The sequence below is a fragment of the Leucogemmata humicola genome, from assembly GCF_055379415.1.
Genome location: NZ_AP040875.1, coordinates 4,287,602 through 4,304,332 on the forward strand (window position 1 = coordinate 4,287,602; position 16,731 = coordinate 4,304,332).

Genomic DNA, 16,731 nt, shown 5'->3' on the forward strand with positions numbered 1-16,731 from the left:
CCGGACGCATCCTGGTGGTGCGCTTCGCGAATCTATCTGTTTCCGACGAACTTGCAACGCCGGAAAAGCGGCAATTCGTGCCGCTTATCGCGAGAGAACGCCGAGTCCCGGAGCGGTTGGGATGGCAATCTTGCCACGCTCGATCGTCGCGCCAACATACGGATCATCGGCGAGAAGTGCGGCGCCGTCGAAGTCAGCGTAGTCGAGAAGCGGCGCGAAGTGCGCGGCGGCCGTGATGCCGAGGCTCGTCTCGATCATGCATCCTGCCATCACCAACATTCCGTGCGAGCGCGCCGTCGCGATCATCTTCAACGCTTCGCGAAGGCCGCCACACTTGGAAAGTTTAATGTTGATGCCGTCTACCGCGCCCACGAGCTTGGGAATATCGGTGGATACCACACAAGATTCGTCGGCAATGACCGGGAGTTTGCTCCGCTCGCGAACAAATCGCAGTCCGTCGATGTCGTGCGCGGGGACCGGTTGTTCGACGTACTCCACGCCGCATTCCACCAAGACGTCGATCATCTGCAGCGTTCGCTTCGCAGTCCACGCCGCATTGGCGTCGACACGCAGCACTTTGTTCGGCGCCGCGTCGCGCACCGTGCGAATGATATGCTCATCGCGATCGGTGCCGAGCTTCACCTTGAGCACGGGATAGGCACTCGCCTGCGCAATACGCTCGCGCAGTTCGTCGTCGTTCGCGGCAATCGCGATGGTGAAGCTCGACAGTGGCGCGCGTGCCGGATCCAATCCCCAAAGCTTGTATACCGGAACCCCGAGGCGCTTTCCGGCCAGATCGTGCAGCGCAGCGCTGATCGCCGACTTCGCCGACCCATTGAACCGCAGCGCGCGATTGAGCTCGGCCTCGGCGTCTTCGAGCGCCCAGGGGTCCATCTGCTCGACGATCGGCGCGAGGCGCGCGAGAGCGGCAAGTGCTGTGTCGGCCGTTTCACCGTAGAATCGATTCGGCGCGGCCTCGCCCCATCCCTCGACACCGTCCTTGTCCGTGAGCCGAACACGAATCAAACGGTGCTCGCTCGTTCCACCACGCGCAATGACGAACGGGTGGGTGGTGTGAACGATCGATATGTCGTGCTGAAGCTTCATTTCGACAGAAGGCTAGCGCGGCGGGCGGTGAGCGAACTGCGAAGCGCGGGGGCTGCGTCCGGGGCCGACTGCAGGAAGCCGATGAGCGCGTCCGCGAGGTCGTTGCCGCGCGCATACCGGGAGCTCGGCGTCTTGGCGAGACAGCGCATGACGATTTCCGAGAGCGCTGTTGGAACACGCGAACTCACTTCAACCGGAGGCACCGCCGCTTCGTGCACCTGCTTGTAGCTCACCGAAAAGGAATCGGCGCCGTCGAAGGGCGGAAATCCGACCAGCGCTTCGTACAGGAGAATGCCTACGGCGTAGATGTCGCTTCTCCCGTCGACCAGCTTGCCCATCGCCTGCTCCGGCGACATGTAGTGCGGCGTGCCCATGGCGCGACCGCTGGCCGTGAGCCGGCCGTGGAAGCGCGCGGTGGCAATACCGAAATCGGTGAGCGACGCGTTGCCGTCTTCGTCGAACAGCACGTTGTCGGGCTTTACGTCGCGATGTACCACGCCACGCCGATGCGCGTAGTCGAGCGCGCAAGCGACCTGAACCGCGACGGCCGACGCGCGCGCGGCGTCGATAAAGCGCGCTTTCTGAATGGCGTCGGCGAGCGAACCACCTTCGAGAAACGGCATCACGGTGAACACGACGTCGTGCGTTGCGCCGTAGTCGTGAATGCAGCAGATGTGCGGATGCACCAGCTTGGCGGCCGCCTCGGCTTCGCGTCGAAAGCGTTCGGCGACTTCAGGGTCGCGAGCGAGATGCGGATGCAGAACCTTGATGACCACCCGCCGCGAGAGCAGCGCCTGCTCGGCGACGTATACGTCGGCCATGCCGCCGCCGCCAATACGATTCAGAACGCGATACCGGTTGCCGGTCGCGCGACGAAGACGTGTGATTTCCTCGTCTGGGCGCTCGAACGGGCCGCGCTCCAGTGCCGGCAGCGTCTCCCCGCACCGCTGGCATCCAGCAGACGACGATCGATTCCACGTGCCGCAGTCAGGACAGAACATGGCTCAGCCGCCGAACTGCATGCGCACGAAATCGTACGGCGCCCAGGGTCCGGTCACGTCGAAATGCAGCCCTGAATGGGCATCCTGCTGCTCTTCGACCGAGTGGACAAAATCTTTCCACTGGTCGTTGTCGACGAGAAAAGCCGAGCTGAGAGCGAGGCCGGTGACGGTTTCCAGACGAAGCGGGACCGAGGCCACGGCTCGCCGGCGAAGAGCGCGGAATGCTTCCGTCGCCGCCGCGGCCAGGTCGGAACCCGCCTCTGCTTCGTCAGCCTTGCCGTCGGCGCGCACCACGTGCACGCGGGCAACAGCACGCTCCTCAACAAATTCCAATGCGTCGGTCAGCGACACGTAGTGCAGCTCCATCCAGCGCTTGAGGACATCGGGGGCTCGAAATACGACGCCGACGGGCGCCGGCAGGACCGCTACGCGCCGAAAGACCGTATCCACCACGGTTCGGTGCAGAGCGATGGCTTCCGACGTCCGTTCGTCGAGCGAAAACGCCTTCTGTTCAGAGACGACCGCGGCCAGATCGCGAAACGGAATCAGACTCGATTGGACCCCCTCCTGCGCTCCAAACCTCCGCACGACCTCGAAAATGCCGGTCGCGGCGGGTGTTTCCTGGCCCGCCGGGTCCTCCTTGCGGCCGGTTTTCCCGCGCCTGACTGGGGCCGGCACGTTCTCCTCCGACTGTTGAGTCGACGGGTCGGCCATGATGATCGCGTGGAGGCGGAGAGCCATTACAGGAGTTTCCAAAGACGAAGGATGGCCAGCAGGACGATCCCGAGCAGAAGCTGAATGCCAAACATCCACCAAAATGCATTCGGATGGGCCGACAGCGGAATGTGCTGCATGTTCATTCCCCACATTCCACTGAGCACCACGAAAGGAATGCTCAACGTCGCAATGACCGACAGCCCCTTGGTCACACGTCCCAGACGATTCGAAACCTGTGTCAGATAGCTGTCCAAGACGCTGCTGAGCAGCTCGCGATACGTCTCGATCGAATCGTTGATACGCAGGACGTGATCGTAGATGTCGCGAAAGTAGATCTGCGATTCCGGCGACAGAAGTGCACTCGGCCGATTCGTGAGGACGTTGAACACGTCGCGCTCGGGCGCAATGTGCCGGCGCATCGAAAGAATCAGTCGCTTGACCTCGAAGATCTCCGGCAGCGCACTCTCGTCGAATTCGGCGATCACGCGCTGCTCGAGACTATCGACGAATTCATCGAGCTTGTCGAGAATCGGGAAGTACTCGTCCACCGATCCATCCATGATCGCGTGGGTCAACCTGTCGACGCCGCGCGCCAATACATCCGGATTCTTCTCGAGTCGCTTGGCGACTTCGTCGATCGGTTTCGACGGACCCTCATGCACCGTAATGAGGAAAGTGCTGCCGAGAAAGAAGCACAAATCGTAGGACTCGAGATCGTATGGGTCGGGCGTCGATTCGTGCAGCCGAATTCCGATGATCACGACGAACAGGTAGTCCGGATATTCCTCGAGCTTGGGCCGGCTGTTCTGCCCCAGCGCATCCTCGACCGAAAGCGGATGCAGACCTTTGATCTGCTTGAGCAGATCGCCCTGACCGGGCTCACACAGGTCGAAGTCCACCCAGAGGCGGCAGCGCTTGTCGGCGATCGTGCGATTGATCGCATCGACGCTGAGCCCGACGTCCGTACTCCCATCAGCCGCAAGGTGGAAGCTGCGGGTGGGAATCGTCGTGCTCGTCACGCTCGGGACGGAAGTCGCGCTCATGGATTGCCTTTCAGGGAAACCTCATGCCACGCGGGCTGAAGCGTCGCGCCTGTGCTGGATAACAGTATCGCGCCTTTGGCGCGCGAGCTGAACTATTCGAGCGCCAGCATGTGACGCACGCACGCGACACCCAACCGCTCTGGCGCATATCCACCTTCGAGTGCGCTCACGACGCGACCACCGCACCAGCTCTCCGCGCGGTCCACGAGAAACCTCGTCAACGTCTCGAAGTGCTCGTACTCGAGCGTAAATGCGCCGAGTGGATCGCCGGCCATCGAATCGAAACCGGCCGAAATGAGCACGAGGTCGGGCACAAAACCAGTCGTCGCCGCATCGACGGCGGTACGCAGGGCGTCCACGTAGGTGAGCGGCGGAAGGTTCGCTCGCATCGGAACATTCCACACGTTCCGATGCGGTCCACGGTCTTCAGCGGCGCCTGTACCCGGGTACCAGGGCCACTGGTGCATCGACACGAAGTGAATGTCTCGCTCGTGCTCCACGAGCGCCTGCGTGCCGTTGCCGTGATGGACATCCCAGTCGACAATGAGCACGCGCTCGATTCCATGCTTGCGTCGCGCGTACTCGGCGCCGAGTGCGACATTCCCGAACAAGCAGAATCCCATCGACGTGCTGCGCAGCGCGTGATGCCCTGGTGGGCGCACAGCACAGAAGCTGCGACGCGGGCCGTTGCCCAGCGCAAAGTCCACGGCGTCGAGCACCGCGCCGGCAGCCGCTGTCGCCGCGTCCCATGATCCTTCGCTCGCTACGGTATCGGCATCGAGCCGACCGCCACCCTCGGCCGCGATCTTTTGAACGCTGGCGACGTAGTCCGCATCGTGCACAATCGCCAACTCCTCCGGCGTCGCGTGACGCGACTCGACGTGCTCGACACGCGCGAACAGCTCGTAGTCTTCGCGCAGCGCCTTGGGAATGGCGCGCAAGCGACCGACGTGTTCCGGATGCCCCCAACCCGTATCGTGCCGCCCGCAGTCTGAGTTCGAGATGAACGCAATCGTCATTTGAGCCCTCGCAGGCGGCGCGATCCCCATTCGATCAATAGTAGAATCATCATAGCGGCCAGAAGCAGACGACGATCGATTGGCCCGCTGGTCGCACCCGTCGGTCCGGCCGCGCGCGACGGACCGAGGCGATCAACCAACTCGGCCAGCGGCGCTCCTCGCGCCGCGCCTGCGACGTCGGCGTCAGCCACGGGTGGAGCGTACGCGACCGCACCGACCAATCGTGACCACCATTCTCGATGAGCATTCTCTGAACCTGCGGCGCCGGCCATCCGCCATCGCCAACTGTCATCGTAGCCCAGTTGTACTACGCGACCCGCGCCAACGCGACGGGCAGCCATCGCGATTCCCGCCGAGCGTCGCTCGAGAACGACCGCGTCGGCTTTGAGATTGGCCACTGGGTAGAAACCCGTCGAACCAAGGCCGATCGTGTCCGCGGGAATCACCGCCGGACGAATGCGCGGCGATATCGACCCCGGCGCCAGGTCAGACAGCGACGTTTGCCCCGACGATCCGGCGAGAATCAGTCCACCGCCCGACCGCACGAACCGCTCGATCGCGCCGCCGAGGGATTGGAGGGACGTGTCGACGACAATCACCGCCGCAACGCGCGCTGTATCGAGCGCCAGCGTACCTGATTGCGTGACGTCGACGTTCGGCGCGACAGTAAAACGCGCGGTCACCGGCCATCCTCGCTCCTCGAGGGCGGCGACGATGAACTTCCCTTCCCAACCCGCGGCACCAACAACGACAATCGATCGAATGCGCGTCGAGTCGGGAACGTCGGTCGTCGCGATCTGCCCCGCACTCTTCGCCGTGACGCGCCCAACAATCACCGGTGCCGTGACGCTTCCACCGAGGTTCCCAATGCGCAGGCTGTCGATCGCGCTGGCGTCGTCGTGAATAGCAACGCTCGCTCCCGGTGGTGCGGCGACATCGACTCGTGCGCCGCCGCGCGGATCCGCCAACGCCTCGGCCGTTACCGCCATAGCGGAGGGCGCGCCGCTCCATGTCACGGCGTGTCCGCTGCGTTTGAGCGCGGCGAGCCAATCGACGGCCCAGGTGCTCGGCGCCGCATCGAAGTCGCCGTGCAAGGCGACCGTCGCCGGACTACGCGTCCATGCAGCGAGACGCGACTCCACCTGCGCCGTCGTCGCACGCTCCACCCGCCGGCCTGGCGACGGAATGAGGCTCGCCCCGAGCATCCAGCCCAACAGCGCGAACGCGCCAATGCGACACGCAACCTCGAGGCGACTACGCGGTGAGGGCATACACCACCAGGTTCACCGCGAAGCGCGTATTGTCCACCGATAGAAAGCGCTTGCTGTCGGGATGATAGTTCCATTCGGAACTATAGTCCTTGCTGCTGTACAGCACGCCGATGCGCCCGTTGCGCTGTACGGCAAGCAAGTGCTTGTGCACGAGGTTGTCGCCCCAGCCATTCAGCTCGTGGCTCGTCGTGGGCGGTCCTTCGAACTTAAAGAATGCTGAATACAGCGGATGATCGTTCGGCAGTTCGGTCAGTGGGCCGATCGTGCGTGTGATCTCTTCGGTCGCCGTCTTGTGAAAGGTGCCGTCGATGTCGTGGTTATGATCGTCGACGAACAGCATGCCGCCCCGATCGACAAATCGACGCAGGTTCCGACGCTCGGCATCGTTGAAGCGCACCGGCAGATGTCCAGTGAGATACAGCAACGGATAGCGCAGCATGCGGTCGTCGCTCAGCGGAACAGCAATGCCCGTTGGCGCGACGTTGATTTCCGTGTACCGCGCAATCGTATCGATGATGTTCGGCGGAACGAGCGGCGCGCTGTCCCAGTCGCCAGACTCATATTGCGCTGTCGCGAAGACGAACTCGGTGAGCCGTCGTGTCATGGGACGATGCCCCAACGCGCCAACGTGTCTCGCGCAACAGATGATCCGGCGAGGGCCCGACGAGCCCGAGCCAGGGCGCTGGTTGCAGCCGCGCCATCGTTGCGTCGCATGGCATTCGCGGCATCGCTGAGTGCGGCGGCAAACGCCGGTGCGTCGCCCAACGCATCGATGCGCAAAACGAGCAGCGAATCGGTCGCCGCCGCCGGATTCGTCGCCGCCAACTCGATAATGCGCGTGAACCGATCTGTTCGCGCGCGAACGGTCGAGTCGGCGGCGGTCAGACTTCGCCGGGTGCTCGACGAGCCTTTGTCCTTGCCCTTCAAGCGCGCCTTGTTGATGTCGATGACGACGCGCGGTGGCGCGCCTCGCAGATACAACCGCTCGGCCTTGCGAGCGCGTTGAATCGCGTCGAGGGCGCGACGCATGAAAGGCAGCGCCTTGTCGGGTTCACCGAGTTCGAGATGGAGCGACGCGTCCCACATCGCGTTGTAGGCCTCGAGCAACGGCTTGTTCACCGCCACGACCGGACTTTCGTCCCCCTCAAAGTCGAGCGGATCGGTGGCGCGATTGGTCGCCGAGTCGGCGCGCGCCAACATCTCCTCCATCGTCTTCGCTTTTTGCGGGGTGTCGTCTCCGGTGCGCTCCTCGCCGGTCGGCTCGCCACCGAGGCGGGTGAAGACGACATCGCCCACGGTGCGCCGCAGCTTTTTCTGATCGATCGCGATGCCATGCGATTCTCGAAGCAGCGTATCGCGCGGCAGCGACGGCCGCTTTTTCTGCAACGCCTCGGCGAGAATGATCAACATACGCTCACTGATCACCCCTTTGTCCGCTTCGGATGGCGCCGCCGCGTCTACAGCAACGGAGTCATATTCATCCGCGCGCGCAATTCGAATCGCGCGCGTTTCCGATGTGCCCACGCCGGGACCGGTGACATTGTTCGCATCGCGCGCGACAGCGCGCAGATGCACGATGTCGCCAGGCTTGAGGCCGAGTGAGTCGAGCGAGAGCGATGTGTTGGTCGTAGACGTTCGGCGGGCGGGACGCACCACGCCGATCGTACCGGACTTGAATGTGAAGCTCTCGCCCTCGCCGGAACTCACGATGTACTCAAACCCGATGCTGGCGATTCCGAAGTCGTCGCTGACATCCGCCGCGAGCGGGATTCGACCCTTGGCCGTGCGAAGAACGCTGTCGTGAGCCGGCGATACGAGCGTGACCGTTGGCGGATTGTCGACGATTGGTTCTAGCGCGACGATGCGCTGGTGCGTCCCGTCTTCAAGGTGAATGGCAACGGGACGCGGACCAACATGCATCGAGATCGCCCAGCGATCGCCGCGACTGATTGCCGCGATGGAATCAGCGCCCATTCTGGCCACGACACCCGCTGCGTCGCCGCGCCCACGCAGCGTCAGCTCGCTGCCTACGAGCGTTCGAATGTCTGACGGTTCGTCGGTGGTAGCACTTCGCTCACCGCTGTACGCCGGCGGCACGACCTCGGCGACAAGTGGCGTCAGCCGGTTGTCGCGCTTGGCGCCACCAATCGCCGACCGATTCAGCGAATCGCCAGCACGCGGTGCACGGATTCGTGCGACGGCGCCACTCGGAAGCAACAGCACGACGACGACGGCCGCCGCGAGAACGATCAGCGGAGCGCGCAACGCGCGCACAGCCCGGCGGCGCGCCGTCGCCGTCCATCCGTTCGTCGTCGCGATTGGCACAAACGATTCGTCGCCGGTCTCGACAGCGGTCACGAGCAGATATTCGAGCGCCGGAAAGTGCTCTTCGATCCACAGCGCAACGCGATCGAGCGACAATACGGCGCGATCGCGCCAGCACACCGCCGCCGCAACGACGATTGCCGCGATAATCGCCACCGCGAGTAAGATGGTGCGAACGCCGACCGGCACCGCGACCAAAGCGTCGATGATCGCGGCGCCAACGAGCAGAGTGGTCCCAGTTCCGGCCCCCCAGGCGAGCGCTCGGAGCACGACGCCGGTCGCGAGCGTCGTTCGAACGGATCGGAGGCGTGAGAAAACGCTCATGCCACGACTCGCGCAATCGAGCGACGAACCGCCATCTCGGCCACTAGGAGCAGCGCGGCAAGTGCGAGCAGCCACGGAGTCCACCGCGACGCTTCCGTCGCATGGTCGCGAAAGCTGGAACTCGCCGCGAGCGAACCAGCGCCGGAGAGCGACGCGCGCATGGCCTGATCGGTCGGACGGAAGTCGCGCGCGCCGCCGCACGGCACGAGCAACGACGCGGCAAACCGACGGAAGGGCTCGCGAAGCGTGAGATCGCTGGCCTGATCGAGCAGTACGCCCACGTCGCGAATGCATCCCGCATCGAGCGCGTGTTCCACCACCGCAGGTTCGCCATCGGCCCAGCGCGCGACAGTTGTGCCTTGCAGCACCCACAGACGCGGAAAGCGCGCGACCACCGTCGCAGCACCCGACGTCACCGCGCCGATCGCATCGATCGATGCCCGGTGCGGCCATGGCGCATCGCCGTCCGTAGCTGGCCAGTGCACGAGCACGTGCCCCGCGAGCTTCGCCCACGAGGAATCACCACCTGTGAGGCTACCGCGTACGACACGAACAGATCCGTTTGCGCTCGCGACTACCCCCATGAGGGCAAGGCCAGCTTGAACGGCGTCGTTCGGTCCGGCACGAACTTCGACCCTGGGCTTGGTCGCCTCGTTTGTCGCGGCCGCGACAGATGCAAGGCGAACTCTACCAGGCCACGTCTGGCGCAGCCGCAGCGTCGCATCATCCACCTCTTCAGCGACCACTGGCGACGCGACGACCAGCTCGACCGAGTCAGCGCCCGACGCGACACTCACCGCTGCGCGTGTCGCCGCGGCGAGAGCCGTCGAAAGCGAACCGCGCGCTGTGCTCGCTCCCACAGAATCCGCGTTCGAACGAACAGCAATGCTATCGAACGCAATGAGAACGTCACCTGCGCGCACCAACGCCTTCACGCTATCGCGCAGCTCGGCCGCGTTTGCAACGGCCCGCGAACGGTCGGCAACGACGATGCGCGCAACGCGTCCACTTCGATTCAACATCGGTCCGGCGACCGCGAGTCCGAGCGCTGCAATCGCAGCAAGACGAAGGAACAGCAACAACAAATCGGTGAGCGCGACCGAGCGCGTTCGCGCGTAAATCGGACGGTCGGGAACGAAGCGCGCCGTCGGAAGCGTTTCCGCCAACGGACGACTGCGCGCAATGAAGTGCAATGCGACAGCAAGCGCCGCCGCGACACCGGCAATTCCCAACGCGGACGGAAGAAGCCAGCTCATTGCCGCTCGACGGCCGCCATCGGCCGCTCGGTGATTCGACGGATTGCGTGACCCGTTGGTTCGTCGGTGATGACTTCCGTGTACGAGGCTCCGGCGGCGCGCCACGCGCGTGCCATCTCGGCACGCCACTCACCGAATGCCCGATCGTAGCCGGGCCGCGTTGCGTCGGCGAGCAACCGGTGCATCGCCGGCTGCTCCGGGTCCGCGGCGAGAATCGGACGTCGCGGCGGGTCGATCTCTTCGCGCGCAACGACGTGCACGACATGAAACTCGCCGCCCGCAACGAGATGTACGCGGGCCACGCGAAGCAATTCATCGGCATCGCCGAGGAGGTCGGTCACGAGCGCTATTCGAGAACTGTGAATCGCCGCGATCTGCGGTCCGAGCGGCGCCGTCCCCCCTGGCTCACACCCATCCACAACACGCGCGATCTCCCCGACGACACCGCGCCGAGTGCGGGGCGGCAACACCCGCATGCGTCCGACTGCTTCCTGAACGAGAATGCCGACCGGATCGCCATCTGCATGCGCGACGGCCGCGAGTCCAACGACTAGCTCCTGCGCGCGTCGCCATTTCGCACGCGTCGTCGTGGGGAACGCCATCGACGCCGAGCCGTCGAGGACGATGGTCGTTGGCAATACGGTGCGGTCGGTCGCCAATCGGATGTACGCGCGATCGCTGCGCGCGAGCAATCGCCAGTCGATTCGGCGGGGATCGTCGCCCTGCCGGTACAAGCGATACTCCGTAAACTCTGCCGACGTGCCGCGCTGCTTGGACTGATGCACACCGGCGGCCGCATTCCCGCTCGTGCGACGCGCCTGCCAGTGCACACCCCGCACGGCATCCAGCAGCCCGCCGTACGACCCGGCACTCATGTTAGACGTGAATGTCGCTGCGCGGAGGCTCGATTCGGGCGAGGAGATCGTCGATGATCCGCTCGACGCTGACTCCCTCCGCCTCCGCGGCGAAGTTGGGGAGAACGCGGTGGCGCAGCACTGGAAGGGCGACGCGCTTGATGTCGTTTGGCGACACCGCGAGACGACCCGATAGCAGCGCATGCGCTTTTGCACCGAGCACGAGCGACTGCCCCGCTCGCGGTCCGGCGCCCCAGCGTACGTATTTCTTCACGAGTTCGGGAGCGCGACCGTCGTCCGGACGCGTCGCGCGCACGAGCGACGCCGCGTACCGCAGCACCGCGTCGGCCGCCGCGACTTCGCGCGTGAGACGCTGCAACGCGATCAGCTCGTCGGCGCCAAGAATGGTCTCGAGAGCTTCGCCCGCACTTCCCGTGGTGTTTCGCAGGATCGCGATCTCTTCATCTTCTTTCGGATAGCCGACGCGAATATCGAAGAGAAATCGATCGAGCTGCGCTTCGGGCAACGGATACGTGCCCTCCTGCTCGATCGGATTCTGCGTCGCCAGGACGAAGAATGGCTCGGAAAGGCGCATCGTCTGACCGCTCGCGGTCACGCTGTGCTCTTGCATTGCCTCGAGCAACGCGGCCTGCGTGCGCGGCGGCGCGCGGTTGATCTCGTCGGCGAGCACAATGTTCGAGAAGATCGGACCGCGCACGAAGCGAAAGCTTCGCGAACCAGTGGCCGAGTCTTCTTCGAGGATCTCCGTGCCCGTGATGTCGCTCGGTACGAGGTCAGGCGTGAACTGGATACGACGGAACTCGAGGTGAACCGCTTCGGCGAGCGAGCGCACCATGAGCGTTTTTGCAAGCCCTGGAACGCCGACGAGTAGCGCATGGCCGCCGGCGATCAGCGACATCAGGATCTCGTCGAGCACGCGCTCCTGGCCAACGATGCGGCGCTGTACTTCGGAGCGCAGGCGCGCCGCGGCGCCAACGAGCGCGGCGCGATCGTCCGCGGGCGGGGCGATGGTCATAGCAGCGAACGGCGTGAGGCGTGAAGCGCGCGGCGGGTCAGCGAACCGGCCGACGACGCCGGAACGTGAGGAGCAGAATGGAGCCGTCGATCACGCCGGCGTCGGTCAACGACGCAGCCTCGTCGAGAATCTCCCAACCGCGCAGCTTGACGACGAAATCGCCGTGCATCGCTGCACTCGCTTCCGGATAGAGCGCCTGCAGCGCGCGCACCTTCACCGCGAGCACCGGCTCACCCGGCGCAACCACGATACGGACAACGTCCCACACTTCCGGCATCTCGACGCGAATCGTGATCGCGCCAGCGCCCTCGGGCGACAGCTGAATAGTCGAGCTACGCGAGCGAAGTCCCGTGACGAATGGCGCGGTCATGATGCGGCCACCGGCGCCAGCGTGGAGAAGAAGCGTGACACCTGCATGTCGAACAAATAGCTCGACCCCGTCACACGCGTTCCGGACCCACCCGGCGCCGCCGTGACTCCGATGACGATCTCTTCCCCGCCCTGGCCGCGAAACGACGCGAAGCTCGGGCCTTCCTTGTCGAGGAACGTGGAATAGAGCGACGGGCGATTCGCAAAAAACTTCTTGGCCTGCGCCAGCACTTCATCGGCGCCAAGCTCAGTCGTGGTTTCCAGTAGCGTGCGCTGCGACGTACTCATGATTGACCCTCTGCCTCGTACTGAAGTGGCAACTCCAACTTGAACGTCGACCCCGCGGTCGACGACGACGCGAGCGACACGTCTCCATGCACCAACTGGGCAAGGCGACGCGCCAGCGTCAGACCCAGCCCGGACCCACCGAACTCCCGCGTCGTCGATCCGTCCACCTGCCGGAACTCGTCGAAGATCAACGAGTGCGCGTCGGGCGGAATGCCGATCCCGGAATCTTCCACCAGATAAACCACCCGGTCGCCGGCAACCTGCACCGACAGCCGAACCCGGCCAGTCCGGGTGAACTTGTATGCATTCTCTAACAGCGCTTTCAGCGCCTTTGCTACGGTTCGCCGATCGCTGCGCATCGTCGGAACGATGTGCGGCTCCTCGACGTCGATCCGAACGTGTTCGCGGCGCCCGCGAGCCAGAGCGACCGCATCGCGCAACGGATCCCGCGGATCCACGTCCGTCACCACAGCGTCGAGCGCACCACGCTTGAGCGCCGTGAGCTCGAGCAGGTCGCCGATCAACGCCAACAGGTGATCGCTGGCCTCCTTCACCTGTCCGAGCGTCTGCCGCTGCTCGTCCGTCACCGGCCCGGCGAGCCCTTCCTGCATGAGCGAAATGTAGCCGATCACGGCCGTGAGCGGCGTTCGCAGCTCGTGCGAAATATTGGACAAAAACTCGTCCTTGATCCGCCGCGCTTCGACCGCATCGGCATACTGCCGCTCGAGCTGCGAATTCGAGTGCGTCAGTGCCGCGTTCGCCTTGCGCAGATCCTCGATCAACCGAGCTTTTTCCGCCGTCGCAGCCATCTGGTCGGCGACCATGCGCATGAGCTGCCGAGTGTCGGCGCCAATGGCCTGTGACGACGCGAAGTAGAACGTCACTGTACCGAGCGTCGCCTGTCCGGCCTGGAGCGGCAGCGCAACGAACGAGCGGAAGCCCAGCTCGGTCGCGACCTCCTGCCAATCCTCGAGCGACGGATCGCCGAAGATGTCGAGGACCTCGATCATTCGACGCTCGCTCGCGGCTTCCCCGCTCGGCCCAAAGCCGAGCCGCACGCGCATATGCCCAAGGAAGGCCGCGTACTTCTCCGGCCAATTGTGCACCGCCGCGAGGCGCATGAGATCGGAGCCTTCGTCGATCAGGTACACGCACGCGAACGTGGCTCCGACGAGAGGCGCCACTCGATCGAGCGCGAACTGATACACGCCATCCGGGCGGTCGGCGGTCAGGAACGCGTGTGCGATCTCGCGGACGGCCATCAACTCACGCACACCAGCTTCGGTCGCGTTCGGCGGCGTGCGCAATCGCTCGTAGATGCTGGTTACCGGTCTGGTCACGGGAGGAGAAACTACGACTCTCAGTTGAGCTCGGCCAGCCGTTTGTCTATTCCGTACACATCACCGCTTCTTGGGCGCGGTGAGCGTACGTACTTCGACGCGGTGGATGAGCACCTTGGGCGGCGTTGCGATCGTGTATGCCACCGCGTCGGCGACGTCGTCCGCCTGGAGTTTCCAGTCGGCTTCCGCGCTGGATGACGAGAAGCTGGTCGCGACCGAGCCCGGGTTCACCACTGAAACCTTCACCCCAAAGTCCCGGACCTCGAGCATCAGACACTCCGTGAACGCCATCACCGCGTGCTTAGTCGACGCGTAGCAGCTGCCTCCTACGAAGGCGCTGCGTCCCGAAATCGACCCGATCACTACGACATGACCGCTCTTCCGAGAGATCATGGCTGGCAATACGGCCCGCGTCACGTCGAACAGCGCGTTGAAGTTGACGTCGACCATCTGTGTCCACTCCTCGCGCGTCAGCTCCATGAACGGCTTGAGGGTTCCAACGCCGGCGTTGTTCACGAGTACCTGCGCGTCGACGCCGGACAGGGCGTCGTGAACGGCGGTGGGATTCGTGATATCGAGAATGATCGGCCGGCAAATTCCGCCACGCCAACGAATCTCGCGCGCAAGTGATTCGAGTTCATCGCCCGATCGCGCGACCGCCACGATATCGTGGTCGGCGGCGAGCTTTAGGGCGGTCGCCCGGCCAATTCCGCGAGAAGCGCCCGTGATTACTGCCACTGGTTTCGGCATACCAAAAATCTAGATGGAATGGAAGCCGGGAGGTGGGAACTGGACCGTGGGCCGAAATCATAGTCACCTTCCCGCTTTCCTCCCCGCGCCTTAACGTGGGTTGCGATGACCTCGCCGACCTCCGCGCCGCCTGAGCTAGCCGATCGTCCGCCAAAGGTGAGTTGGCGGTTCGTCGTGCTGCTGTTCGGCCTCGCGACGCTGCTTCGCTTCGCGTACTTCTACTTGGACGACCTGTCGCATCGGATTCCGGGAACGCTCGTACGACGGCTGCTGGAAGAGGGCACGGGCAACGTCGCGTCGCTCGCATTCTTCCCGCTGGTGGTGCTCATCGAGCGGTACTTCCCGGTCGATCAGGGTCGATGGCGAACGACCTGGTGGGTACACGTCGTTGGCTACGTCGCGTATTCGGCGGCGCATACGACGTTTATCGCCGTGAGTCGCGCGTTGCTTTTTCCGGCGCTCAGAATGCACGCGTACGACTACGGCGTTCTGTCTACACGGTACTTCATGGAGTCGGCGCAGGACTTCTTCAGCTACGCCACGTTTCTCGGAGCGCTCACACTGTTCCGAGTGCAACAGCGGCTGCGCGACCGTGAAGTTCGGTCGATACAGCTCGAACGTGATGCGGCCAACGCGCAGCTCGAGGCACTCGGCCTCCGACTGCAGCCTCACTTTCTCTTCAACGCACTCAACACAATTTCGTCAACGGTCTACGAAGATCCCGTTGCCGCCGACGAGATGATTGGCCGCCTCGGCGACCTGCTGCGCCAATCACTGCGCACGGCGACTCGGCAGGAAATTTCCCTGGGCGAGGAACTCGAGACGCTGCGCGCGTATCTCGCCTTCGTCGACGCGCGCTTCGGCGACCGCGTACACTGTCGCATCGAGACGAGCGAGTCGGTCGATGCGATTGCGGTGCCAGCGTTCATACTGCAACCGCTCGTGGAGAATGCTGTTCATCACGGCGCGGCGGCGGAATTCGGAAACACCAATATCGTCGTCCGGCTTACGCGGGTGGGCGAGCAGCTCGAGGTGGTCGTCGAAAACGATGTCGCGACCACGACAGGCGAGGAGCGTGTAGGCACTGGCCTCGGAACCACGCGCGACCGATTGCGCCTGCTCTACGGTGGCGACGGAAACCTGCAGACGTCGACGACCGCCGGCCGCTTCCGCGTGACAATTCACATCCCTGCCCGACGCGTGCCCGAGCTCTCGCCAGCCCCGATCGAACCGCCGCGTGCGCGCGCTCATCGTTGACGACGAGGCGCCAGCGCGCGCCAAGCTGCGTCGTCTCCTGGCAGCGGAAGCAGGCATCGAGATCATCGGCGAAGCGACCAACGGGCGTGAGGCGATCGCCGCGATCAAGAAATCGCAGCCCGACATCGTCTTTCTCGACATTCAGATGCCCGGTCTCGATGGATTCGCCGTCGCTGATACCATCGAGCGCGACGGCGGACCGTACATCGTCTTCGTGACGGCGAACGATCAGCATGCGCTTCGTGCCTTCGAGGTTGGGGCGGTCGACTATCTGCTCAAACCATTCACGCCCGAGCGATTCGCACGCGTGCTCGAGCGCGCGAGAGATCGCATGGCGTCACCTGCCCCCGATACTGGCGCGGGGCCAGCACGACAGTTTCTGCGACGCGTGCTCGTCGTCGACAACGGCCGAGCGGTGTTCGTTCCGGTCGATCGCATCGATCGCGTGGAGTCCGAGCGCAACTATGTCACGCTCCATGTGGGTCGCGACGCACATCGCGTTCGAGCCACGATCAGCGCGCTCGAGGAACGACTCGATCCCGCGCAGTTTCTGCGCATCAATCGCTCGACACTCGTGCGACTCGACGCCGTGCACGAGATGCACGAGTGGTCGCACGGCGATTTTCGCGTCGTCATGCGCGACGGCACGGAGCTGATCTGGAGCCGTCGGTATCGCGCCGCGGCAGAACGAGAATTCGGCATCGGTGGCTAGGCCGTTCGTCCTCGGCCTATCCCGCTCGTCCCGCGCGAAAGCCGGTCGTCCCGAATCGCTCT

17 protein-coding genes are annotated in these 16,731 nt (G+C 64.3%); 2 read left to right on the forward strand and 15 right to left on the reverse strand.

The window, feature by feature from the left end; all coding sequences use genetic code 11:
* Positions 1–84: 84 nt before the first annotated feature.
* The 15 genes from AC6H4Z_RS18230 to AC6H4Z_RS18300 all read right to left on the reverse strand — a co-directional run bounded on the left by AC6H4Z_RS18230 (position 85) and on the right by AC6H4Z_RS18300 (position 14,700).
* Positions 85–1,107, reverse strand: a complete 1,023-nt coding sequence (locus AC6H4Z_RS18230) for a dipeptide epimerase (protein ID WP_497543390.1) — start codon at positions 1,105–1,107, stop codon at positions 85–87.
* On the reverse strand, positions 1,104–2,108 hold the full coding sequence (locus AC6H4Z_RS18235; RefSeq protein WP_497543391.1) for a serine/threonine-protein kinase: 1,005 nt from the start codon (positions 2,106–2,108) through the stop codon (positions 1,104–1,106). The genes AC6H4Z_RS18230 and AC6H4Z_RS18235 overlap by 4 nt, the downstream gene beginning before the upstream one ends.
* Positions 2,109–2,111: 3 nt before the next feature.
* Positions 2,112–2,849 carry a GvpL/GvpF family gas vesicle protein gene (locus tag AC6H4Z_RS18240; RefSeq protein WP_497543392.1) on the reverse strand — a complete coding sequence of 246 codons (738 nt, stop codon included), beginning with the start codon at positions 2,847–2,849 and terminating at the stop codon, positions 2,112–2,114.
* Positions 2,849–3,868: a magnesium transporter CorA family protein gene (locus AC6H4Z_RS18245; protein WP_497543393.1), complete on the reverse strand. Its 1,020-nt coding sequence runs from the start codon at positions 3,866–3,868 to the stop codon at positions 2,849–2,851. The genes AC6H4Z_RS18240 and AC6H4Z_RS18245 overlap by 1 nt, the downstream gene beginning before the upstream one ends.
* Before the next feature lie 92 nt (positions 3,869–3,960).
* Positions 3,961–4,887, reverse strand: a complete 927-nt coding sequence (locus AC6H4Z_RS18250) for a histone deacetylase family protein (protein ID WP_497543394.1) — start codon at positions 4,885–4,887, stop codon at positions 3,961–3,963.
* Entirely contained in the window at positions 4,884–6,158 is a 1,275-nt protein-coding gene (locus AC6H4Z_RS18255) for a hypothetical protein (RefSeq protein WP_497543395.1), read from the reverse strand. Before AC6H4Z_RS18255 ends, AC6H4Z_RS18250 begins: the two co-directional genes overlap by 4 nt.
* Complete coding sequence (locus AC6H4Z_RS18260) at positions 6,142–6,762, reverse strand: DUF4159 domain-containing protein (protein ID WP_497543396.1); 621 nt, start codon at positions 6,760–6,762, stop codon at positions 6,142–6,144. The genes AC6H4Z_RS18255 and AC6H4Z_RS18260 overlap by 17 nt, the downstream gene beginning before the upstream one ends.
* A complete protein-coding gene (locus tag AC6H4Z_RS18265; protein ID WP_497543397.1) occupies positions 6,759–8,807 on the reverse strand; it encodes a hypothetical protein in 2,049 nt (682 codons plus the stop codon). Before AC6H4Z_RS18265 ends, AC6H4Z_RS18260 begins: the two co-directional genes overlap by 4 nt.
* Entirely contained in the window at positions 8,804–10,063 is a 1,260-nt protein-coding gene (locus AC6H4Z_RS18270; protein ID WP_497543398.1) for a BatA domain-containing protein, read from the reverse strand. Before AC6H4Z_RS18270 ends, AC6H4Z_RS18265 begins: the two co-directional genes overlap by 4 nt.
* Positions 10,060–10,938: a DUF58 domain-containing protein gene (locus AC6H4Z_RS18275; RefSeq protein WP_497543399.1), complete on the reverse strand. Its 879-nt coding sequence runs from the start codon at positions 10,936–10,938 to the stop codon at positions 10,060–10,062. The genes AC6H4Z_RS18270 and AC6H4Z_RS18275 overlap by 4 nt, the downstream gene beginning before the upstream one ends.
* A 1-nt stretch (position 10,939) precedes the next feature.
* Positions 10,940–11,953, reverse strand: coding sequence for an AAA family ATPase (locus AC6H4Z_RS18280; protein WP_497543400.1), 1,014 nt, complete (start codon positions 11,951–11,953; stop codon positions 10,940–10,942).
* Positions 11,954–11,990: 37 nt separating this feature from the next.
* Complete coding sequence (locus tag AC6H4Z_RS18285) at positions 11,991–12,323, reverse strand: hypothetical protein (protein ID WP_497543401.1); 333 nt, start codon at positions 12,321–12,323, stop codon at positions 11,991–11,993.
* Complete coding sequence (locus tag AC6H4Z_RS18290) at positions 12,320–12,610, reverse strand: hypothetical protein (protein WP_497543402.1); 291 nt, start codon at positions 12,608–12,610, stop codon at positions 12,320–12,322. The genes AC6H4Z_RS18285 and AC6H4Z_RS18290 overlap by 4 nt, the downstream gene beginning before the upstream one ends.
* On the reverse strand, positions 12,607–13,950 hold the full coding sequence (locus AC6H4Z_RS18295; RefSeq protein ID WP_497543403.1) for a GAF domain-containing sensor histidine kinase: 1,344 nt from the start codon (positions 13,948–13,950) through the stop codon (positions 12,607–12,609). Before AC6H4Z_RS18295 ends, AC6H4Z_RS18290 begins: the two co-directional genes overlap by 4 nt.
* A 60-nt stretch (positions 13,951–14,010) precedes the next feature.
* The gene (locus AC6H4Z_RS18300; protein ID WP_497543404.1) at positions 14,011–14,700 is read right to left on the reverse strand and encodes an SDR family oxidoreductase; all 690 of its coding nucleotides are present in this window, start codon (positions 14,698–14,700) and stop codon (positions 14,011–14,013) included.
* A gap of 105 nt (positions 14,701–14,805) precedes the next feature.
* Between AC6H4Z_RS18300 and AC6H4Z_RS18305 the strand changes: the two genes are divergently transcribed.
* Both AC6H4Z_RS18305 and AC6H4Z_RS18310 read left to right on the forward strand, forming a co-directional pair.
* Positions 14,806–15,957 carry a sensor histidine kinase gene (locus AC6H4Z_RS18305; RefSeq protein WP_497543405.1) on the forward strand — a complete coding sequence of 384 codons (1,152 nt, stop codon included), beginning with the start codon at positions 14,806–14,808 and terminating at the stop codon, positions 15,955–15,957.
* Positions 15,938–16,669, forward strand: a complete 732-nt coding sequence (locus AC6H4Z_RS18310; RefSeq protein ID WP_497543406.1) for a LytR/AlgR family response regulator transcription factor — start codon at positions 15,938–15,940, stop codon at positions 16,667–16,669. The genes AC6H4Z_RS18305 and AC6H4Z_RS18310 overlap by 20 nt, the downstream gene beginning before the upstream one ends.
* Positions 16,670–16,731: the final 62 nt, after the last annotated feature.